Origin of the sequence: Flavobacterium circumlabens (assembly GCF_004345565.1) — a bacterium.
In the GTDB taxonomy this organism is placed as follows: Bacteria; Bacteroidota; Bacteroidia; order Flavobacteriales; family Flavobacteriaceae; genus Flavobacterium; species Flavobacterium circumlabens.
The window spans coordinates 71,358-95,792 of sequence record NZ_SLWA01000001.1 but is presented as its reverse complement, the minus strand read 5'-3'; the positions used below and the strand labels follow the sequence as shown (position 1 = coordinate 95,792).

Annotated in this window: 10 protein-coding genes; 9 read left to right on the top strand and 1 reads right to left on the bottom strand. The window is 38.9% G+C overall.

Annotation, left to right across the window (positions count from 1 at the left end; genetic code table 11):
• The first annotated feature begins 8 nt into the window (after positions 1 to 8).
• From EV142_RS00390 to EV142_RS00380, 3 genes are read left to right on the top strand one after another with little or no spacing between them, the layout of a single operon-like run.
• Positions 9 to 8,621 (top strand): T9SS type B sorting domain-containing protein, encoded by an 8,613-nt coding sequence (locus EV142_RS00390; RefSeq protein ID WP_132031639.1) that lies wholly within the window; start codon positions 9 to 11, stop codon positions 8,619 to 8,621.
• A 51-nt stretch (positions 8,622 to 8,672) separates the two neighbouring features.
• A complete protein-coding gene (locus EV142_RS00385) occupies positions 8,673 to 9,584 on the top strand; it encodes a PorP/SprF family type IX secretion system membrane protein (protein ID WP_132031637.1) in 912 nt (303 codons plus the stop codon).
• A 10-nt stretch (positions 9,585 to 9,594) separates the two neighbouring features.
• Positions 9,595 to 11,598: an OmpA family protein gene (locus EV142_RS00380; RefSeq protein WP_132031635.1), complete on the top strand. Its 2,004-nt coding sequence runs from the start codon at positions 9,595 to 9,597 to the stop codon at positions 11,596 to 11,598.
• Positions 11,599 to 11,985: 387 nt separating this feature from the next.
• Here EV142_RS00380 and EV142_RS00375 read toward each other — a convergent pair whose 3' ends face one another.
• The gene (locus EV142_RS00375; RefSeq protein ID WP_132031633.1) at positions 11,986 to 12,312 is read right to left on the bottom strand and encodes a hypothetical protein; all 327 of its coding nucleotides are present in this window, start codon (positions 12,310 to 12,312) and stop codon (positions 11,986 to 11,988) included.
• A 382-nt stretch (positions 12,313 to 12,694) separates the two neighbouring features.
• Between EV142_RS00375 and EV142_RS00370 the strand changes: the two genes are divergently transcribed.
• From EV142_RS00370 to EV142_RS00345, 6 genes are all read left to right on the top strand, one after another.
• Positions 12,695 to 13,120 (top strand): CBS domain-containing protein, encoded by a 426-nt coding sequence (locus EV142_RS00370; protein WP_132031631.1) that lies wholly within the window; start codon positions 12,695 to 12,697, stop codon positions 13,118 to 13,120.
• Positions 13,121 to 13,279: 159 nt separating this feature from the next.
• Positions 13,280 to 15,571 carry an NADP-dependent malic enzyme gene (locus EV142_RS00365; RefSeq protein ID WP_132031629.1) on the top strand — a complete coding sequence of 764 codons (2,292 nt, stop codon included), beginning with the start codon at positions 13,280 to 13,282 and terminating at the stop codon, positions 15,569 to 15,571.
• A 77-nt stretch (positions 15,572 to 15,648) separates the two neighbouring features.
• Positions 15,649 to 16,230 (top strand): Holliday junction branch migration protein RuvA, encoded by a 582-nt coding sequence (gene ruvA, locus EV142_RS00360; RefSeq protein WP_127337693.1) that lies wholly within the window; start codon positions 15,649 to 15,651, stop codon positions 16,228 to 16,230.
• Between the two features lie 24 nt (positions 16,231 to 16,254).
• Positions 16,255 to 23,511, top strand: coding sequence for a T9SS outer membrane translocon Sov/SprA (gene sov / locus EV142_RS00355; RefSeq protein WP_132031627.1), 7,257 nt, complete (start codon positions 16,255 to 16,257; stop codon positions 23,509 to 23,511).
• A gap of 86 nt (positions 23,512 to 23,597) precedes the next feature.
• Positions 23,598 to 23,978, top strand: coding sequence for a glycine cleavage system protein GcvH (gene gcvH, locus EV142_RS00350; protein ID WP_056188370.1), 381 nt, complete (start codon positions 23,598 to 23,600; stop codon positions 23,976 to 23,978).
• Positions 23,971 to 24,354: a VanZ family protein gene (locus EV142_RS00345; protein WP_132031626.1), complete on the top strand. Its 384-nt coding sequence runs from the start codon at positions 23,971 to 23,973 to the stop codon at positions 24,352 to 24,354. Before gcvH ends, EV142_RS00345 begins: the two co-directional genes overlap by 8 nt.
• The last annotated feature ends 81 nt before the right edge of the window (positions 24,355 to 24,435 follow it).

Genomic DNA, 24,435 nt, shown 5'->3' with positions numbered 1-24,435 from the left:
ATTGTGGAGTGGCTTCGGTTACGAACAATGCACCAACTTCTTATCCAATTGGAGTAACAACGGTAACGTGGACTGTTACGGATAATTCAGGAAACACGCAAACGTGTAACCAGACTGTAACGATAACCGATACCCAAAAACCAACGATTACTTGTCCTTCGAATGTTACAAAAACAACAGATGCCAATTCATGTACTGCAACGGGAGTTGTTTTGGGAACCCCAATGACAGCAGACAATTGTGGAGTGGCTTCGGTTACGAACGATGCACCAAATTCTTATCCAATTGGAGTAACAACGGTAACGTGGACTGTTACGGATAATTCTGGAAATACAGAAAGTTGTACACAGAATGTAAATATCATAGGGCCAATTCTAGCTAAAGATGATAACGTAACTTCATTTAATGGCTATTCAGGAGGAACGGCTGTTTCGAATGTTTTGAGTAATGACCTTCTGAATTGTAATGCTGTCAATGGAAATGATGTTACTATTACATTAGCAAGTAGCTTACCTTCTGTTTTAAGTTTTAATACAAATACAGGATCAGTAGTAGTTAAGCCAAATACTCCAGTAGGAACTTATACATTTAATTATACAATTTGTGAAAATTTAAATTCTTCAAATTGTAGTACCGCTACAGTTTCGATTTCAGTATCAGCTCCATCAATCGACGCCGTTGCAGAAAACCTGGGTTCCATTAACGGAAGTGCAGGAGGGACCACAACAATTTCATTAATAGCAAGTGACACTGTAAACGGAACCCAAGCCGTAATTGGAACAAATCCGGGAGAAGTAAAACTAACCGTAACAACTCCAATACCAGCAGGACTTACGATCAATACAAATGGTACCGTAGCAGTTTCTGCCAATACAGCAGCAGGAATTTATAATTTAGAATACACTATCTGTGAAATCAATAATCTAGATAACTGCGATACGGTAACTTCAACAGTTGTAGTGACAGCACCAGGAATCGATGCGGTTGCAGAAAACTTAGGCTCGATCAATGGAAACTCAGGAGGAACCACAGCAGTTTCATTAATAGCAAGTGACACCGTAAACGCAGCACAAGCCGTAATCGGAACGAATCCCGGAGACGTAAAATTAACCGTAACAACTCCGATACCAGCAGGACTTACGATCAATAGCAATGGTACCGTAACCGTTGCCGCTAATGCAGCAGCAGGAAGCTACAATTTAGAATACACGATTTGTGAAATCAATAATCCGGGGAACTGTGATACCGCAACTTCAACAGTTGTAGTGACAGCACCAGGAATCGATGCCGTTGCAGACAATCTTGGATCCATAAACGGAAACTCAGGAGGAACCACAGCAGTTTCCTTAATAGCCAGTGACACCGTAAACGGAGCACAAGCCGTTATCGGAACAAATCCCGGAGATGTAAAACTAACGGTAACTACTCCAATACCGGCAGGCCTTACGATCAATACAAATGGTACCGTAACAGTTTCTGCCAATACAGCAGCAGGAACTTATAATTTAGAATACACGATTTGTGAAATCAACAATCCGGGCAACTGTGATACAGCAACTTCAACAGTTGTAGTGACAGCACCGGGAATCGATGCTGTTGCAGAAAACCTTGGTTCGATCAACGGAAATGCAGGAGGTACGACAACAGTTTCATTAATCGCAGGGGACACCGTAAACGGAACACAAGCCGTAATCGGAACAAACCCTGGAGACGTAAAATTAACCGTAACGACTCCAATACCGGCAGGCCTTACGATCAATACAAACGGTACAGTAACAGTTGCCGCTAATACAGTTGCAGGAAGTTACAATTTAGAATATACCATCTGTGAGATTAACAATCCAGGCAACTGCGATACTGCAACTTCAACAATTGTCGTGACAGCAGGAATATTGGTAGCCAATTTAGATACAGTTCCGGCAACACTTAGTTCAAATACGCCAACGACACTCCTAAATGTTTTTGACAATGACACTAAAAATGGAGCAGCTTTAATTCCATCAGACGTAAAACTAACGGTGACTACAGCAGATCCAAAAGGATATTTGACAGTAGACATCAATGGAAACGCGATATTAGGAGCCAACGCTCCGGCAGGAACTTACGAACTCACGTATGAAATCTGTGAGTTGTTAAACCCAACAAACTGTAGTTCAAACCAAGTAAAAGTTACGATTACAGCACCAGGAATCGATGCGGTTGCAGAAAACTTAGGCTCGATCAATGGAAATGCAGGAGGCACCACAACAGTTTCCTTAATCGCAGGTGACACCGTAAACGGAACACAAGCCGTAATCGGAACCAACGCTGGAGAAGTAAAACTAACCGTAACAACTCCAATCCCGGCAGGACTTACTATCAATTCAAACGGTACCGTAACAGTTGCCGCTAATACAGTTGCAGGAACTTATAATTTAGAATACACGATTTGTGAAATCAATAATCCGGGGAACTGTGATACCGCAACTTCAACAGTTGTAGTGACAGCACCAGGAATTGATGCTGTTGCAGAAAACCTTGGTTCGATCAATGGAAATGCAGGCGGAACAACGACAGTTTCCTTAATAGCAGGTGATACAGTAAACGGAGCACAGGCCGTAATTGGAACAAATCCCGGAGAAGTAAAATTAACCGTAACGACTCCAATACCGGCAGGACTTACGATCAATACAAACGGTACAGTAACAGTTTCAGCTAATACAGTTGCAGGAAGTTACAATTTAGAATACACGATTTGTGAAATCAATAATCCGGGGAACTGTGATACCGCAACTTCAACAGTGGTTGTAACAGCAGGAATATTGGTAGCGAATTTAGATGCCGTTCCTTCAACCCTTAGTTCAAATACGCCAACGACACTCCTAAATGTTTTTGACAATGACACTAAAAACGGAGCAGCAGTAATCGCATCAGAAGTAAAACTAACGGTGACTACGGCAGATCCAAAAGGATACTTGACAGTAGACACCAATGGAAACGCGATATTAGGAGCCAATGCTCCGGCAGGAACTTACGAACTGACGTATGAAATCTGTGAGTTGTTAAACCCAACAAATTGTAGTTCAAACCAAGTTAAAGTTACGATTACAGCACCAGGAATCGACGCAGTTGCAGAAAACTTAGGCTCGATCAATGGAAACTCAGGAGGAACCACAGCAGTTTCCTTAATAGCCAGTGACACCGTAAACGGAGCACAAGCCGTTATCGGAACAAATCCCGGAGAAGTAAAATTAACCGTAACGACTCCAATACCGGCAGGACTGACCATCAATACAAACGGTACAGTAACAGTTTCTGCCAACACAGCAGCAGGAACTTATAATTTAGAATACACGATTTGTGAAATCAATAATCCGGGCAACTGTGATACAGCAACTTCAACAGTTGTAGTGACAGCTCCATCAATCGATGCGGTTGCAGAAAACTTAGGCTCGATCAGCGGAAATGCAGGTGGAACAACAGCAGTTTCCTTAATAGCCAGTGACACCGTAAACGGAGCACAAGCCGTAATCGGAACCAACCCTGGAGACGTAAAATTAACCCTAACGACTCCGATACCAGCAGGCCTGACCATCAATACAAATGGTACTGTAACAGTTTCAGCTAATACAGTTGCAGGAAGTTACAATTTAGAATACACGATTTGTGAAATCAATAATCCGGGCAACTGTGATACAGCAACTTCAACAGTTGTAGTGACAGCTCCATCAATCGATGCTGTTGCAGAAAACCTTGGTTCGATCAGCGGAAATGTAGGTGGAACAACAGCAGTTTCTTTAATAGCAAGTGACACCGTAAACGGAACACAAGCCGTAATCGGAACCAACCCTGGAGACGTAAAATTAACCGTAACGACTCCAATACCGGCAGGACTGACCATCAATACAAACGGTACAGTAACAGTTTCTGCCAACACAGCAGCAGGAACTTATAATTTAGAATACACGATTTGTGAAATCAATAATCCGGGCAACTGTGATACAGCAACTTCAACAGTTGTAGTGACAGCTCCATCAATCGATGCGGTTGCAGAAAACTCAGGCTCGATCAGCGGAAATGCAGGTGGCACCACAACAGTCTCTTTAATAGCAAGTGACACCGTAAACGGAACACAAGCCGTAATCGGAACCAACCCTGGAGACGTAAAATTAACCGTAACGACTCCAATACCGGCAGGACTGACCATCAATACAAACGGTACAGTAACAGTTTCTGCCAACACAGCAGCAGGAACTTATAATTTAGAATACACGATTTGTGAAATCAATAATCCGGGCAACTGCGATACAGCAACTTCAACAGTTGTAGTGACAGCTCCATCAATCGATGCTGTTGCAGAAAACCTTGGTTCGATCAACGGAAATGCAGGAGGTACGACAACAGTTTCCTTAATCGCAGGTGACACCGTAAACGGAACACAAGCCGTAATCGGAACCAACCCTGGAGAGGTAAAATTAACCGTAACAACTCCAATACCGGCAGGACTTACGATCAATTCAAACGGTACCGTAACAGTTGCCGCTAATACAATTGAAGGAAGTTACAATTTAGAATATACCATCTGTGAGATTAACAATCCGGAGAATTGCGATACTGCGACTTCAACGATTGTGGTAACAGCAGCAACTTTGGTGGCGAACTTAGATGCCGTTCCTTCAACCATTAGTTCCAATGCGCCAAAGACACTCATAAATGTTTTTGCGAATGACACTAAAAACGGAGCAGCAGTAATCCCATCAGAAGTAAAACTGACCGTGACGACGGCTGATCCAAAAGGATATTTGACAGTAGACATCAATGGAAATGCCATAGTAGGAGCCAACGCTCCGGCAGGAACTTACGAACTGACGTATGAAATCTGTGAGTTGTTAAACCCAACAAACTGTAGTTCAAACCAAGTACAAGTAAACATTAGCGCACCAGCAATCGATGCGGTTGCAGAAAACTTAGGCTCGATCAACGGAAATGCAGGAGGTACAACAACAATTTCTTTAATAGCGAGTGATACCGTAAACGGAACACAAGCCGTAATCGGAACCAACGCTGGAGAAGTAAAACTAACCGTAACAACTCCAATCCCGGCAGGACTTACAATCAATAGCAATGGTAGCGTAACAGTTGCCGCTAATACAGTTGCAGGAACTTATAATTTAGAATACACGATTTGTGAGATTAATAATCCGGGGAACTGTGATACCGCAACTTCAACAATTGTCGTAACGGCAGGAATATTGGTAGCTAATTTAGATGCCGTTCCTTCAACCCTTAGTTCCAATGCACCAAAAACACTTATAAATGTTTTTGACAATGACACTAAAAATGGAGCAGCTTTAATTCCATCAGACGTAAAACTAACGGTGACTACAGCAGATCCAAAAGGATTGTTGACAGTAGACACCAATGGAAACGCGATATTAGGAGCCAACGCTCCGGCAGGAACTTACGAACTGACGTATGAAATCTGTGAGTTGTTAAACCCAACAAACTGTAGTTCAAACCAAGTACAAGTAAACATTAGCGCACCAGCAATCGATGCGGTTGCAGAAAACTTAGGCTCGATCAACGGAAATGCAGGAGGTACAACAACAATTTCTTTAATAGCGAGTGATACCGTAAACGGAACACAAGCCGTAATCGGAACCAACGCTGGAGAAGTAAAACTAACCGTAACAACTCCAATCCCGGCAGGACTTACTATCAATTCAAACGGTACCGTAACAGTTGCCGCTAATACAGTTGCAGGAACTTATAATTTAGAATACACGATTTGTGAAATCAATAATCCGGGGAACTGTGATACCGCAACTTCAACAGTGGTTGTAACAGCAGGAATATTGGTAGCGAATTTAGATGCCGTTCCTTCAACCCTTAGTTCGAATACACCAAAGACACTCCTAAATGTTTTTGACAATGACACTAAAAACGGAACAGCAGTAGTTCCATCAGAAGTAAAACTAACGTTGACTACGGCCGACCCAAAAGGATATTTGACAGTAGACACCAATGGAAACGCGATATTAGGAGCCAATGCTCCGGCAGGAACTTACGAACTGACGTATGAAATCTGTGAGTTGTTAAACCCAACAAACTGCAGTTCAAACCAAGTAAAAGTTACGATTAGCGCACCGGGAATCGATGCGGTTGCAGAAAACTTAGGCTCGATCAGCGGAAATGCAGGAGGAACCACAGCAGTTTCTTTAATAGCCAGTGACACCGTAAACGGAGCACAAGCCGTAATCGGAACCAACCCTGGAGATGTAAAACTAACGGTAACGACGCCAATACCAACAGGACTGACCATCAATACAAACGGTACAGTAACAGTTGCAGTTAATACAGTTGCAGGAAGTTACAACTTAGAATACACGATTTGTGAAATCAATAATCCGGGCAACTGCGATACCGCAACTTCAACAATTGTCGTGATAGCAGGAATATTGGTAGCGAATTTAGATGCCGTTCCTTCAACCCTTAGTTCAAATACGCCAACGACACTCCTAAATGTTTTTGACAATGACACTAAAAACGGAACAGCAGTAGTTCCATCAGAAGTAAAACTGACGGTGACTACAGCCGATCCAAAAGGATATTTGACAGTAGACACCAATGGAAATGCGATATTAGGCGCCAACGCTCCGGCAGGAACTTACGAACTTACTTATCAAATCTGTGAGTTGTTAAACCCAAAAAACTGTAGTTCAAACCAAGTGCAAGTAACAATCACAGCACCGGGAATTGACGCGGTTGCAGAAAACCTGGGATCGATCAATGGAAACTCAGGTGGAAGCACAACAGTTTCCTTGATTGCAAGTGATACTGTAAACGCAGTGCAAGCTGTAATCGGAACAAACCCTGGAGACGTAAAATTAAACGTAAGCACTCCGATACCAGCAGGACTTACGATCAATACAAACGGAACCGTAACAGTTGCGGCCAACACACCAGCAGGAAGTTACAATTTAGAATATACCATCTGTGAGATTAATAATCCGGGTAACTGTGATACGGCAATTTCAACAATCATAGTAACAACAGAAGCCTTGGTAGCCAATGATGATATCGTGGCATCTGTAGTTGGGGCAAATCAGCCAAAAAATCTTTTGAATATTTTTTCAAATGATACTAAAAATGGTTTCCCTGTAGTAGCTGCCGAAATGAATCTGACCGAAACAATCCCGGATCCGACTGGATTTGTCAAACTAAACCCTGACGGAACAGTGGTATTAAGCGCCAATACACCAGCAGGAACGTATGAGATAACCTATCAGATCTGTGAGAAATTAAATCCGACAAATTGCAGTACAGCTTCTATCAAAGTGACAGTGATTGCACCAACGGCTATAATTCAGGCCAAAGATGACATGGCCGGACCGATAGATGCGAGCAAAGGAGTAAATACCTCATTGAACATATTCGATAACGATACCCTAAACGGAACAGCTGTAAATCCTGCAATTGTGGTTTTAACTACGGTGACTCCTAACACAAACCTGATTTTAAATGCTAACGGGTCTGTTGACCTAACAGTAGGAACTCCATCAGGAACATATCATTTAACGTATCAGATTTGTGAAGCGTCCAATCCGTCTAATTGCAGTCAGGCAGTTGTAACGATTACGGTATTGAATACCACTAGTCCGATAAATCCAACAGCACCGATTGTGGCCAATGATGATGCAGAAGTAGCTGTTGACGGGATAAATGGTGCTCTTGAATTTGTAAATGTTCTGGATAATGATTTACTAAACGGAACGGCAATTAATCCAACAGATGTAATCATAACCAAGACTTCAGCAAGTCCTAATTTTGAATTGAATGCAGATGGAACCGTAAACGTACTTCCAAATACTCCGGGCGGACAATATACCGTAACGTATCAGATTTGTGAAAAGGTAAGTGCTACCAATTGCAGTTCTGCAACATTGCATGTTTTTGTTGAATTTCCGGCGATTGCGATTATTAAAACGGGAATATTTAATGATGAAAATGCCAGCGGATTTGCCAATGCAGGAGAAACCATCACCTATAAGTTTAAGATAACCAATACAGGTAACGTTCCATTAAAAGGGATTACCGTTCGTGATCCTTTACCGGGTATCGAAGTCTCAGGCCAGGCAATTGATCTGGATGTCAACGAAACAGATGAAAACACTTTCACAGCGCAGTATAAGATAAAACAGTCTGATATCAATCTTGGAAGTGTAAGCAATCAGGCAACCGCACAAGGAGTTAGTGCCAGAGGAGTTGTGGTTGAGGATAAATCGGACAACGAAGACAATCTGGGAGATAAGCCTACAGTGTTAGCGTTAAATGGTTGTATGATTGAACCTTTAAAAGCATTCTCTCCAAACGGAGACAGTAAAAACACCAGATTCTACATTCGTGGAATCGAATGTTATCCTGAGAATACAGTTGAAATCTACAACCGTTGGGGTGTTTTGGTTTATGATGCTGATCATTACAACAATGAAGACAGAGTATTCAAAGGATTCTCAGAAGGCCGCGCCACCGTTAAACAATCAGACGGATTACCGGTAGGAACCTATTTCTACATTTTAAAATATAAAGACAGTGCCTCAAATTCACACGAATTAAGCGGTTACCTGTATATGAATAAATAAAAAAATATAAACGGTTTGGCTAATCGCTGAACTGTTTTTAAAGCTTACTAAATGAAAAAGTTAATTTTGGTTTTTATGTTTATCTCAGCGGTGTGTTCGGCACAACAGGATTCTCAATTTACGCAATACATGTACAACACGATCGAAATAAATCCGGCTTACGCAGGTTCCCGTGGCGTATTGAGCGTTTTTGGATTGTATCGTACACAGTGGGTGGGTCTGGACGGAGCGCCGGAAACCAGCACATTTTCGGTAAATACACCCTTAAACAACAGTAATTTGGGTCTGGGAGTTTCTTTGGTAAACGATAAAATCGGACCTACCAATGAAAATACCTTATCGGCCGATTTGTCTTATAGTATTCAAACATCTGAATCCTTTAAGCTTTCGTTCGGAATAAAAGGAACTGCAAACCTTTTTAATCTTGACGCAAGCAAATTGACTTATGAAGATCAGAACGATCCGCAATTTCAGGATTTAAGCAACAAAATTACGCCAAATGTAGGAGCAGGGGTTTATTGGCATTCCGATAAAATGTATCTGGGATTGTCTGTTCCGAATTTTTTAGAAACCAAACGTTACGACGATAATGATACTGCTATTTTTAAGGAGAAAATAAATTATTATTTCATGGCAGGTTATGTTTTTGATTTAGATCGTCTCGAATATATTAAATTCAAACCGGCAATATTGACAAAAATGGTGGAAGGAGCTCCACTGCAGGTTGATGTTTCGGGTAATTTTATGTTTAATGATAAGTTTGTGGTTGGCGTTGCCTATCGCTGGAGTGCATCGTTAAGTGCCATGGCCGGTTTTCAGGTGACCAAAGGCATGTACATTGGTTATGGATATGATCATGAAACGACTCAGTTAAGAAAATACAATTCGGGATCACATGAGATTTTCCTTCGTTTTGACTTTTTCAATAATTATAACAAACTGACCTCACCAAGATTCTTTTAATTGACTAAATATGAAAATTAAAAACTTAGCTTACTCCTTTTTGTTTTTCTGCTTTTTATTCAATGCGAATGCTCAGACGGGAAGTATCAAAAAAGCGGATAAAAAATACGATAGTTACGCTTACGCAGATGCCGCAAAAGCATACGAAAAGCTAATTAAAAAAGGATACAAAGACGAGCGAATATTACAAAGACTTGCTAATTCCTACTATTTTACAGGCGATTTACAGCAAGCGTTACAATATTACGATGAGTTATTTTTATTGAATGATACTCAGGATGCCGATTACGTATTCCGGTATTCCCAATGTTTGAAAGCGGACGGGAATTATACGAAATCAGATCAGGTTTTAGAAAAATTCAGTCAAAAAGCACCCTCAGATCAGAGAGCCATTTTATTTAGCAGAAACAGAAATTATTTAGAAGATATTAAAACCAATTCAGGCCGTTTTGAAATTGCCGATGCCGGAATTAATTCGAAAGATTCCGATTACGGAAGCACGGTTTTAAATGATAAATTAGTCTTTACCTCCGCCAGGGATACCGGGTCGATCGTAAAGAAAAGTTTTAAGTGGACGAATAAATCAATTTCGACTTTATATGCAGTTGAAATGATGCCCGACGGCAGTATTGGAGAAACGATGTTTTTTCACAAAAAGAATTTAAGCACCAATTTAAATCAGTCGACACCCGTTTTTACAAAAGACGGAAGAACGATGTATTTTACCCGAAATAATTCTGTAAACGGAAAAAGAAGAGAAAATGAAAACAAAGTTTCTTTTTTAAAACTTTACAAAGCCTCTCTTGTCAATGAAGAGTGGATCAATGTTGAAGAACTTCCTTTTAATAGCGATCAGTACAGTGTGGCGCATCCCGCACTAAGTGTTGATGAAAAAACATTGTATTTTACATCAGATATGCCGGGAACTCTCGGTCAGTCAGATTTATTTAAGGTAAGTATTCTGGCCAATGGAACTTTTGGCAAGCCCGAAAATTTAGGTTCGGAAATCAACACCGAAGGAAGAGAAACATTTCCGTTTGTCTCGGCTGATAATGAACTTTATTTTGCCAGCGACGGCCGTCCGGGTCTTGGAGGACTGGATGTGTTTGTTTCCAGAATAAATAAAGAAGGGACTTTCGAAGAAGTTCAAAACGTTGGAGAGCCCATAAACAGCAGGCAGGACGATTTTGCTTTTGTCATAAACAGTAAAAACAGAAACGGATTCTTTTCCTCCAACAGAGAAGGCGGTCACGGATTGGATGATGTATATCGTTTTACCGAAATTCGAAAACTGATCTGTGAGCAGGAATTATCAGGTACGATTACAGATGCCGAAACGAAAGAAAATCTTTCGGGAGTCGCTTTGATTTTGTTCGATGAAACACGTCAGAATTCTCTGGAAGCGGTTTCGGATCAGCATGGAAATTATGTTTTTCCGAATGTAAAATGCGGTAAAAAGTATTTTATCAAAACATCCAAAACCGATTATGAGATCAAGGAAGCTCCGATAAGCATAAAAAAAGAATCCGGAAAAACCACCTTTATGATCGCGCTGGAAAAGAAGGCCAAACCTATAGTTGCCAAAACGATCGAAGTTAAAAAAATCAAGATCAATGCCGTAACGCTCAAACCTATCGCGGTTGGAACAGATTTGGCGAAATTGCTCAATATCCCGATGAACTTTTTCGATTTGGGAAAAGCCACGATCAAAAAAACATCAGAACCGCAATTGCAGAAACTGGTAGATGTGCTGAAACAATATCCGACCATCAAGCTCGATATCCGTTCGCATACCGACAGCCGACAATCTGCTTCGAATAATATGATCCTTTCCGAAAAAAGAGCACAATCGACCAAAGACTGGCTGGTTCAGAAAGGAATTGACGGCAGCCGACTGGCCCCAAAAGGATTCGGGGAAACGCAATTGGTCAACAAATGTGCCGACGGTGTAAAATGTACCGAAAAGCAACACCAGCAAAACAGACGAAGCGAATTTATTATTACGAATTTATAATTTCATTTTTATTTATTTAAATCCCTTTTCTAAATTTTAGAAAAGGGATTTTTTAGTTATAGCCTGAACGCATTCCACACCTTTAGTTCGTTCAGTTTGTCATTCGATGAAGGAGACTCGAGCGATAGCGAACAGACGAAGTAAATCTGCACAAGCAACGCTACAAAGTATTTCGTCCAGCTTGTCATTTCGACGAAGGAGAAATCTTCACAAGTAACTCTACAAAGTTATTTCTAAGCTTTGTGGAATTTTGTCGCGAAGATTTCTCCTTCGTCGAAATGACAAAAATGACAAAAATGACAAAAATGACAAAAATGACGCTAATGCTGAAAAAGAGGAATAATGCGGCAATAGAATAAAACTTTTCAATATTTATTAAGGAGTGTTTTAAGAATCTGCAAAACACATTTTATTAATTTCATCGAATACCTCAAATTCATCCAAAGGAAACATTTCCAACACCATTTCTAAAATCAGCATCACATTAATAGCAGAGTGTTGGTCTGTCTCCGAAATTTTATGTTCTTGTTGTTCCAATGCCAAAATACACATTTTTAGCATATTGGTGATCGTAGAGCCAAGCTCGTAATAATTCTGTAAACTGATTTGTGTCGTGTATTTTCCTTTTGTATCCGCAGAAGGATTTTGAGTGTTGAAATAACGGGCAGTTAAGTCTCTTAGATACGCTACGTTTTTAATTTCATTTGTTTCCATGATAATTTTTTTTATACATTATTATTAAGATCTAAAGATTAGCATCTTATTTTCCTACAAGTCAAACTTAATAAATTGTAGGAAAAAAGAACGAGACATATATGTCCTGTTGATAACTAATGCAATTTGCATCTTCTAGTTATTAATTCCAACATACGATAATATGTTGTTTAAATTATTCGAAATAAATTTATAAATGACTGAAAGTCTGAGCTTTTCGCAAAAAAGTCTTAAAAATCCTTCCTTTTTTTAAAGTAAAATTCTCAAAACTTGAAATAAAACGTATTATGTTTAAAATGAATACGTTAAGTTTTAAAAAATCGATTTCGTTGTTGTGTGTATGCAATTTTTTTTAACTTTATAGAACTAAAATTTTTCAGATATGACTGTAGATCAAATACTAAACGCAAAAGGGAAAAATGTTTATTCAGTGCGTTCAACAACAACGGTTTATGACGCGTTGAAAGTAATGGGAGAAAAAAACATAGGAGCAATTCTGGTGATAGACGGATCCGATTTAAAAGGAATATTATCCGAAAGAGATTATGCACGAAAAATTGTCCTGAAAGACAAATCTTCAAAAGAAACATTTGTACATGAAATTATGGAAAGCACGGTTTTCTCGGTAAAACTTTCCAACAATATCGAAGACTGTATGGAACTCATGAGCACCAAACGTATCCGACATTTACCGGTTTTAGAAAACGGAATCGTCGTTGGAATCATCTCCATAAGTGATGTGGTGAAGGCCATTATCGAAATTCAAAAAGATACCATTCATCATTTAAATTCTTATATTTCACAGTAAGTAAATTCTAAAAAATAAGCTTTAAAAAATAGTCCGGATTCTGCCGGACTATTTTTTTGTCAGGGCTGCAATTGTTATTTTAACAAAAGAAAGCGACAAAAATATGCCATTTTAAATGAAGACTTATATCTTTGTAAGCTAGAATAAAAGCTAAAAACAATGAATAAAGACAGTAAAAGAGAAGAGGCATTATTATATCATTCCAAGCCTACTCCGGGAAAAATTCAGGTAGTTCCAACAAAGAAATATGCGACACAAAGAGACTTATCTCTGGCATACTCTCCGGGAGTTGCAGAGCCATGTTTAGAAATTGCAAAAAATATTGACGACGTATATAAATATACAGCAAAAGGAAATCTGGTTGCTGTAATTTCAAACGGTACAGCTGTTTTAGGACTTGGAGATATTGGTCCTGAAGCTTCAAAACCCGTAATGGAAGGAAAAGGTTTGTTGTTTAAAATATTCTCTGATATTGATGTTTTTGATATCGAAATCGGAACCAAGGATATTGAAGAATTTATCCAGACGGTAAAAAATATTGCCCCAACTTTTGGAGGAATCAATCTGGAAGATATTAAAGCCCCGGAATCTTTTGAAATCGAAAGAAGACTGGTAGAAGAATTAGATATTCCGGTAATGCACGACGATCAGCATGGTACGGCTATTATTTCTTCGGCAGCTTTAATCAACGCATTAGAATTGGCAGGAAAAAAAGCAGAAGATGTAAAAGTAGTAGTTTCCGGTGCAGGTTCGGCTGCAATCGCGTGTACGGACTTATATGTTTTACTGGGCGTAAAAGTAGAGAATATTCGAATGTTTAATAGTAAAGGACTTTTAACAAAAGACAATCCTTCATTATCAGAATTACAATTGAAATATGCCGTAGACGGTGCTAAGATTGAATTATCAGAAGCCATAAAAGGAGCTGATGTTTTCATCGGATTATCGTCAGGAGATATTCTTTCGCCTGAAATGTTACTAAGCATGAATGACAATCCGATTGTTTTTGCAATGGCAAATCCAAATCCGGAAATCGATTATAACTTAGCTACAGAAACCCGTAAAGATGTTATTATGGCTACGGGCCGTTCTGATTTTCCTAACCAGGTAAATAACGTTTTAGGTTTTCCTTATATTTTTAGGGGAGCATTAGACGTAAGAGCTACAAAAATTAACGAAGCGATGAAAATGGCTGCTGTAAAAGCATTGGCTATTTTAGCAAAAGAACCCGTTCCGGAGCAGGTAAATGTAGCTTACGGAGCAACAAAATTAGGTTTCGGAAGAGATTATATCATTCCTAAACCATTCGATCCAAGGTTGATTACGATTGTAGCACCAGCGGTTGCAAAAGCAGCAATGGAATCTGGAGTGGCCAAAAATCCTATTACAGACTGGGCAGCCTATGAAGATGTGCTTCGCGAACGTATGGGGAACGATAATAAAATGGTTCGTTTGATGACAAACCGTGCGAAAATGGATCCAAAACGAATTGTTTTTGCAGAGGCAGATCAGTTAAATGTCTTAAAAGCAGCTCAGATTGTTTATGAGGACGGAATTGGTTTTCCAATTTTATTAGGAAATAAAGATGCTATCTTAGAGCTTAAAGCTGAATTGGGCTTTGATGCTGAATTGGAAATCATTGATCCTAAAACAAACGAAGAAGAAGGAAGAAGAAACAGATTTGCCACTTCGTACTGGGAAACCAGAGACAGAAGAGGTGTTTCGCTGCTTGATGCGCAAAAATTCATGCGCGAAAGAAACTACTTTGCCGCCATGATGGTCAATGAAGGTGAAGCAGATGCTTTGGTTACAGGTCATACCAGAAGTTACCCAAGTGTGGTAAAACCAATGTTACAATTAATTGAAAAAGCGCACGGAGCCTCACTGGTTGCAACAGCAAACATGATGCTGACTTCCCGTGGGCCAATGTTTTTATCCGATACAGCAATCAATATTAATCCGTCTGCAGAAGATTTGGTTAATATTGCCATTATGACGGCAAAAACAGCCAAAATGTTTGGTGTTGAACCCGTTATTGCAATGGTTTCATTCTCAAACTTCGGTTCTTCAACAAGTCCTGGGGCTTCAAAAGTAAGAGAAGCAGTAGCATATTTACATAAAAATCATCCGGATCTAATTGTCGATGGAGAAATTCAGGCCGATTTTGCCCTAAACCAGGAGATGCTTGCAGAGAAATTTCCATTCTCTAAATTAGCCGGTAAAAAGGTAAATACCCTGATTTTTCCAAACTTAGAATCAGCGAATATTACGTATAAATTATTAAAAGAATTGTACAAAGTAAATTCAATTGGTCCAATCATGATGGGAATGGGTAAGCCAGTCCACATTTTCCAATTGGGAGCAAGCGTTGAAGAGATGGTTAATATGGCTGCTATTGCAGTTATTGACGCTCAGGAAAAAGAAAATAAAAAAAATAAACTGGCTAAATAGTAAAGACAATAAGGATCAAATAATATTGTCTTATTTTTATTGCATTTTTGTTATATTTGAGCCTAATAAATTACACTATGATAGCACATTTGCAGGGGAAATTGGTTGAAAAGAATCCAACAGACGTCATAATTGACTGTGGCGGAGTTGGTTATCAGGTAAATATATCTTTACATACCTTTTCATTAATTCCCAATGCTGAAAATATAAAACTGTATACGCATCTTCAAATCAAAGAAGATGCGCATACTTTATTTGGTTTTGCAGAAAAATCAGAACGCGAAATTTTCAGAATGCTATTGTCTGTTTCGGGTATCGGAGCCAGTATTGCAAGAACAATGTTATCTTCGATAGAACCCCGACAAATTATAAACGCCATTGCCTCTGGAGATGTGGGTGTTATTCAGTCTATAAAAGGGATTGGAAGCAAAACAGCACAGAGAGTTATACTTGATTTAAAAGAAAAAGTGTTAAAGTTATACGATTTGGATGAAGTTTCAGTAGTTCAGAACAATACAAACCGAGATGAAGCGTTATCTGCTTTGGAAGTTTTAGGTTTTGTTCGTAAAACTTCAGAAAAAGTAGTCGAAAAAATCGTAAAAGAAGATCCGGAAGCAACTGTCGAAACGATCATTAAAAAAGCATTAAAAAGCTTATAAACTCAATTTATATAAACGAATTGTATGCGTAAAATTTGTATTTTTTTACTGGTTTTATTTTGCGGTAATGTTTTGCGGGCGCAAGTAAATCCAGCAGTTCAAGATACAACAAAAACTCAGTATTCCGTAGGGGCACTAGAGTTGGAAAACCCACCCAGTATACTTTCGGCTTATAAATACGATCCTGTTACAGACCGGTATATTTATACGAAGTCGGTAGATGGTTTTTCTATCGATTATCCTATTGTTTTAACACCTAAAGAATATGAAGCTTTAGTGCTGAAAGAATCCAGAAGAGATTATTTCAGAAAAAAATCAGATGCAATTGACGGTAAAAAATTAGGAAGCGAAGCCGCCAAAAAGGATTTGCTGCCGAGGTATTACATTAATTCAAGTCTTTTCGAAAGTATCTTTGGAAGCAATACCATTGACGTAAAGCCCACAGGATCTGTTGAAATGGATTTAGGAATTCGATATACCAAGCAGGACAATCCGTCTTTCTCTCCCAGAAACCGATCTAATCTGACTTTTGATTTTGATCAGCGAATAAGTATGAGTCTGATGGGGAAAGTGGGTACCCGGTTAGAGGTAAATGCCAATTATGATACCCAGTCAACGTTTGCTTTCCAGAATTTATTTAAACTGGCCTACACCCCTTCTGAAGATGATATCATTCAAAAAGTTGAGGTGGGTAATGTCAGTATGCCGCTTAACAGTACCTTAATCAGAGGGGCTCAAAGTTTATTTGGGGTAAAAACCCAATTGCAATTTGGAAAGACGACTATTACCGGAGTTTTTTCAGAACAGAAGTCTCAGACCAAAAGTATAGTTGCAGAAGGTGGCGGTACCGTTCAGAATTTTGACCTGTACGCTTTAGACTATGATAATGACCGACATTTCTTCCTTTCGCAATACTTCAGAAACAAATACGATGCTTCGTTAAGGAAATATCCTTTTATAGACAGTCGTGTTCAGATTACAAGACTGGAAGTTTGGGTAACAAACAAACAAAACCGGGTAAGCACAACCGGTAATAACTTAAGAAACATTATTGCACTTCAGGATTTAGGGGAAGCCCAAATTACCGGAATTCCGGATAATGAAGTTGTGGTTATAAATCCTACTACAGGTTTTTTTGTTGCAGGCATCGATTCACCGACTGATAATAAGAATAACAAATACGATCCGGCAACAATAGGTAACGGTGGTTTTCTGAATCAGAATATTAGAGAAATCGTAACGGCAAAAAATGGCTTTACTTCTGTAACAGCCAGTGAAGGAACCGATTATTCTGTACTTGAAAACGCCCGAAAATTAACCAGCAACGAATATACATTTAATCCGCAATTAGGATATATTTCCCTGCAACAGCGTTTGGCAAACGATGAAATTTTAGCAGTAGCTTTCGAATACACGGTTGGAGATAAAATATACCAGGTAGGAGAGTTTGGTAGTGATGGTGTTGACGGAACGGTAGTAAATGGTAATAACACTTCGAATCAGACTATTATCACGCAAAGTTTAATTTTGAAAATGCTGAAAAGCAGTTTGACAAACGTAAACAATCCGGTTTGGGATTTGATGATGAAAAACGTGTATCAGATTCCTCAGGCTTACCAGATAAAACCGGATGACTTCAGACTGAATATTCTCTATACAGATCCGTCTCCAATCAATTATATTACGGCTGTTCCCGGAAGTAATTTTCCGGATGATAATCCTGCTAATCCTGATCCGAATAATTATTATATTACAAAAACACCATTATTGAATGTGTTTAACTTAGACCAGTTAAATTACAACAATGATCCGCAAAAGGGTGGTGATGGATTCTTCGATTATATTCCCGGTATAACCGTTGATGCCCAAAACGGACGAATTATTTTTACAACCAAAGAACCTTTTGGAGAGCTTTTGTTTAAGAAATTACAAACGGGTGGCGTAGAAGATTATAATAACACGACTACCTACAACGTAAATCAGCAGAAATACGTGTTTAGAAACATGTATAAAAGTACACAGTCCGGCGCTTTGCAGGATAGTGATAAAAATAAGTTCTTATTACGCGGAAAATACAAATCTTCAGGGAATAATGGTATACCCATTGGTGCCTTTAATGTTCCGCAGGGATCTGTTGTAGTAACGGCAGCCGGAAGGGTGCTGGTAGAAGGAATTGACTATAGTGTCGATTATCAATTAGGAAGAGTTCAGATTCTGGATCCTTCGCTTCAGGCATCCAATACGCCAATTGAAGTTTCTTTAGAAAACAATTCCATTTTCGGACAGCAAACCCGAAGATTTATGGGGTTGAATGTAGAACATAAAATCTCTGATAATTTTGTTGTGGGCGGAACTTTCCTGAAAATGACAGAAAGGCCTTTTACCCAAAAATCAAGTTATGGTCAGGAATCCGTAAACAATACGATTTTCGGTTTTAACGGAAACTATGCAACCGAAGTTCCTTTTTTGACCCGATTAGCAAACAAACTGCCGAATATCGATACAGACGTTCCGTCTAATCTTTCGATACGCGGTGAAGTTGCTTTTTTAAAACCAGATGCTCCAAAAGCAAGTGATTTTGAAGGAGAAGCAACCATTTATGTGGATGATTTTGAAGGCTCGCAATCTACAATCGATATGCGTTCTGCTTATGCGTGGAGTTTAGCCTCAACACCATTTATAAATTCGATAAACGACGCTACTTTTAATGCGAATTCCAATACACTAAGTTATGGACATAAAAGAGCAAAACTGGCATGGTACACCATAGATCCTGTTTTCTTTTCTTCAAAACCGTCCGGAATTTCAAATGACGATTTGTCTTTAAATACCACAAGAAGGGTTTACAGCAAAGAGTTATACCCCAATACCGATATTGCACAGGGTCAGATTCAGGTTATTAACACACTTGATTTAAGTTATTACCCATCTGAAAGAGGACCTTATAATAATAATCAAAATTTTAATACAGAGCCGGCAACGTCCAATTTTGGAGGTATAATGCGATCTTTAAATTCAACCAATTTTGAGCAGGGCAATGTAGAGTATGTACAATTCTGGGTACTGGATCCTTATGTAGGTGCGGGCCAGGCACAACAAAATAACAAGGGAAAAATCTACTTTAACTTAGGTGAAGTTTCCGAAGATGTCTTAAAAGACGGAAGAAAACAATACGAAAACGGATTAGGTCCGGATCAGGTAAAGGTCAATCCGCAACCGCTTTGGGGAGACGTTCCGGCTTCGCAATCGTTGATTTATGCATTCGATACCAATGCGGATAACCGTAAAAATCAGGATGTTGGTTTGGATGGTTTGCCGGATGCCAGTGAAGGTGCGATTTATAATAATTACGCCGGAGAAGAAGATCCTGCAGCAGACAACTATAAATATTACTTAAATACAGAAGGAGGCGTACAGGAGCGCTATAAAAGATATAATGGTGTTGATGGTAACTCTGCCGTTAGTATAGACGACCCGAATAGGGGTGCGACTACTTTACCGGATGTAGAAGATATTAATCGGGACAACACGATGAATACAATCAATGCGTATTATGAATATAGCATTGATATCAAACCCGGAATGGCTATAGGTCAAAACTACATTACAGATATTCGTGACGTGAGTAATATTGAATTGCCAAACGGAAGTACAACGACTGCAAGATGGATCCAGTTTAAAATCCCGGTTTCCCAACCTCAAAATACGATTGGGAATATCACAGATTTCAGATCGATCCGATTCATGCGTATGTTCATGACTGGTTTTAATGAACAAATGACCGTACGTTTTGGAGCATTGGATTTGGTAAGAGGCGAGTGGAGAAGATATACAGGAACCCTTGATGCAAATGATACGGATCTTACGAATGACAATACAGATTTTGATGTGCTGGCTGTCAATGTTCAGGAGAATGATACAAAATTACCTGTAAATTATGTAGCTCCTCCCGGTGTACAAAGGGAACAATTGTACAATAATAATACGGTGATCAATCAGAACGAACAATCATTGGCTTTACGGGTTTCCGGTGGCGGATTGGAATATAAGGATTCAAGAGCTGTTTTTAAAAATGTAAGCGTTGATATGCGTCAGTACAAAAAACTGAAAATGTTTTTGCATGCAGAATCATTGCCGAATGAGACTGAATTGCAGGATGATGAAATGGCAGCATTTATTCGTTTTGGAAATGACTTTACACAAAACTATTATCAGATCGAAATTCCTTTAAAAGTAACCAGACCGGAAGGCTCAGGCAGGGTAAGCGCTGAGAAGGTCTGGCCGGAAGAAAATGATATTGATCTGGCACTTGACTTGTTAACCAAAATGAAAATTAAAGCCATGCCTCTTGATATTAATTCAAATAAAAGAGATATCAACGGTGTTTATTATCCGGATGATGATAGTGACTTAACAGCATCCGGAGGTGACGGAGACAGCAGATTGAGATTAGGGATAAAAGGAAACCCTAATTTTGGTTTGGTGCGAACCCTGATGATTGGAGTAAAAAACAGGGAAGAGCGTCGGGATGTTAAAGGTGAAGTCTGGTTTAACGAACTTCGTATAGCCGATTTAGAGAATAAAGGCGGAATGGCCGCAATACTGAGCGTTGATACCAATATGGCTGATTTTGCAACCATTTCTGCAACGGGACGTAAAAGTACAATTGGTTTCGGATCACTTGAAGAAGGTGCAAACGAAAGAGACAGAGAAGACATTCAGCAATATAATATTGTAACCAATTGGAATTTAGGGAAATTATTGCCTCCGAAATGGGGAATCAATCTGCCGTTTAATTATGCGATCGGAGAAGAAGTAATTACACCCGAATATGATCCTTTTAATCAGGATATAAAATTAGAACAGCTGCTGAGAGAAACGACTGACGAGAATGAGAAAGAGAATATCAGAACCCGTGCCGTTGATTATACAAAACGAAAAAGCATCAACTTTATCGGAGTAAGAAAAGACAGGGCTCCCGAGCAAAAACAACATGTATATGATGTTGAAAATTTCACCTTTTCACAATCCTACAATCAGGTAGAACGTCACGATTATGAAGTGGCTGATTATAACGACGAACAATCGAATACAGCAGTAAATTATGCCTATACTTTTCAGCCTAAAGAAGTAGTTCCGTTTAAGAAAACCCAATTCATGAAAAAAAGTGAATATTGGAAAATATTAAGTGATTTCAATGTCAATTATCTGCCGTCTAACGTAACCTTTAATACGAATATCATAAGACAAAGTAATCGTCAGCAATTTAGGGATGTAGATGTTGCAGGAATCGAAATTGATCCGCTTTACAGAAGAAATTTTGCGTTCAATTATCAGTATGGTTTTGGTTATAACCTGACAAAATCATTAAAGCTGAATTACACGGCGGCCTCCAATAATATTGTTAGAAACTTTCTAAACGACGATAACTCACCAAAAGAAGATTTTAATATCTGGGATGATTACTGGGATATCGGAACACCGAATCAGCACGTGCAGCAATTGATATTGAATTATGATATTCCGATCAATAAAATTCCGGTTTTAAGTTTTGTGAAAGCAAATTATTCTTATACGGCAGATTACAGCTGGCAGCGTTCATCAACAGCTTTTTCTCAATATGTGGAGGAAAATCCGGATGGATCATCAACGGAATATAATCTGGGAAATACAATTCAGAATGCCAATTCAAATACATTAACAACAACCTTTAATATGGGTATGTTGTACAAGTATTTAGGTTTGACACCGGGAGGTAAAAAACCGGCAAAACCTAAAACAGCAGCACCGCCAAAACCCGGAGAGAAAATTGTAAATACGACAAAACCGGTTACGGCCAGCAGACCCTTTTATGATGGCCTGATTGGGGTATTGACCAGTGTTAAAAATATTCAGGTGAATTATACGGTAAATAACGGAACTGTATTACCCGGATACACGCCGGGCGTTGGTTTCTTTGGAACGTCAAGACCAACATTAGGTTTTGTTTTCGGAAGCCAGGATGATGTGCGTTTTGAAGCCGCTAAAAATGGATGGCTGACCGATTATCAGGAGTTCAACCAGAACTTTACACAAGTAACCAACAAGACTCTGAAAGTAACCGCCAATGTCGATTTGTTTCCTGATTTCAAGATTGATCTGGCGATGGACAGATCGTATTCTGAAAATTCATCAGAACAATATAGTGTTGATCAGGACGATCTTGAATACAAACCGCTGTCGCGCTACACGTACGGAATGTTCTCTATTTCAACAATGTTAATTGGAACGTCTTTCTCTACCAGTAACGAAACACAATCTGCTGCATTCGATGATTTTAGAAACAATCGTCTGATAATTGCGAACAGACTGGCTGAAGATCATTACGGGTCAGGGAATCCAATACCGAGATATGATGTTAATGATGTTCCGGCGCCGCCAGTAAATCCGGCAGATGAGGATCCGTTTAAAAAACAAAGGGAGTTGTATGCCTCTAATCAGGGATATCCGATAGGTTTCGGAAAAAGTAATCAGGCCGTATTATTGCCTGCATTTTTAGCGGCTTACTCCGGAAAAGATGCCTCAAATTCCTCAACGGATATTTTCAGAAGTTTTCCAATTCCAAACTGGAGCATTAAGTACAATGGACTGATGCGCTATAAATACTTTAAAGATAAATTCAAACGTTTCTCTTTACAGCATAATTACAGGGCTTCCTATACAATCAATCAGTTTAGGTCCAATTTTGATTATTATGAAAAACCGGAAGGACAGGATATAAATGGCAATTTCTTTAATAAAACGATCATGTCAAATGTCAATTTGGTAGAGCAGTTCAGTCCGCTTATCAGAGTAGATTTTGAATTGAAAAGTTCTTTGAGAGTCCTTACGGAAATCAAAAAAGACAGAGCGCTATCCATGAGTTTTGACAATAATTTATTGACGGAAGTAAAAGGGATGGAATATATAATAGGGCTGGGTTACCGTTTTAAAGATGTTATTTTCTCGACAAGACTTGCCGATAATCCGACAGGAATTATTAAGAGTGATATCAATATAAAAGCAGATTTCTCTTTAAGGAACAACGAAACATTAGTGCGCTATCTGGATTATGACAACAATCAGCTGGCTGCCGGACAAAATATCTGGTCGCTGAAAATGACAGCGGATTATGCGTTTAGTAAAAACTTAACAGCCATATTCTATTACGATCATTCGTTCTCGAAAGCCGTAATTTCAACCTCATTTCCATTGACTAATATTCGATCCGGATTTACACTTCGATATAATTTCGGAAATTAATTTTGAGTTTCTAAAGGAGATTTCATTGGAAGATTATTACATTTGTGGCTTAAATATTCAATTATCAATTTTCAAATACAACTATTATGAGCATACCGGCAAATTTAAAGTACACAAAAGATCACGAATGGGTTAGCATCGAAGGAGACGTTGCAACTGTAGGAATTACTCATTTTGCTCAAAAAGAGTTAGGAGACATCGTGTATGTTGAAGTAGAAACTTTAGATCAGACACTTGATAAAGATGAGGTTTTTGGAACTGTTGAAGCTGTAAAAACAGTTTCTGATTTGTTCTTGCCTTTGACAGGAGAAATCATTGCTTTTAATGATAGTTTGGAAAGTGCACCTGAAACGGTAAACTCTGATCCTTACGGAGCTGGATGGATGATCAAAATAAAAATCGCTGATGCATCAGAAATTGATTCTCTTTTGTCTGATGAAGCTTATAAACAACTAATCGGTGCCTAAACAACTATTACTTTGCTGGGCAATAATCTGTTCGGGAGTTATAACGTATTTCTGTCTCACAGATTCAAGTAACATTCCTGCAGTAAGTTTTCCAAGCATAGATAAAATTGTACATTTCTGTTTTCATTTCGGATTTACAATTTCCTGGATTTTGTTTTTCAAAAAAGAATTAAAAGGCAAAGAAGCGGATGATTTTAAAGCCTATCTCGTTTCGTTTATATTTTCGGTTTTTTTCGGAATTACGATAGAAATTCTGCAAAGTGTTTTTACGACCACCAGGGCAGCAGATGTCACAGACATTTTAGCCAATACAATTGGAGGTACAACCGCAATTTTTACAGCCATAGCTTTTAAAAAGCAAATCAATAAAATATAAGAAAATAAAGACCCGCTTCGGTGGGTTTTTTGTTGCCCGAAAATCAAGCGCAATAAACAGTATTTTTTTCTGAATTTTAAA

Bases quoted from the DNA above. Each gene is read 5' to 3' on its own strand.
- EV142_RS00385 (WP_132031637.1), top strand. From the start codon at position 8,673: ATGAAAAAGTTAATTTTGGTTTTTATGTTTATCTCAGCGGTGTGTTCG.
- EV142_RS00380 (WP_132031635.1), top strand. From the start codon at position 9,595: ATGAAAATTAAAAACTTAGCTTACTCCTTTTTGTTTTTCTGCTTTTTA.
- EV142_RS00375 (WP_132031633.1), bottom strand. From the start codon at position 12,312: ATGGAAACAAATGAAATTAAAAACGTAGCGTATCTAAGAGACTTAACT.
- EV142_RS00370 (WP_132031631.1), top strand. From the start codon at position 12,695: ATGACTGTAGATCAAATACTAAACGCAAAAGGGAAAAATGTTTATTCA.
- EV142_RS00365 (WP_132031629.1), top strand. From the start codon at position 13,280: ATGAATAAAGACAGTAAAAGAGAAGAGGCATTATTATATCATTCCAAG.
- ruvA (WP_127337693.1), top strand. From the start codon at position 15,649: ATGATAGCACATTTGCAGGGGAAATTGGTTGAAAAGAATCCAACAGAC.
- sov (WP_132031627.1), top strand. From the start codon at position 16,255: ATGCGTAAAATTTGTATTTTTTTACTGGTTTTATTTTGCGGTAATGTT.
- gcvH (WP_056188370.1), top strand. From the start codon at position 23,598: ATGAGCATACCGGCAAATTTAAAGTACACAAAAGATCACGAATGGGTT.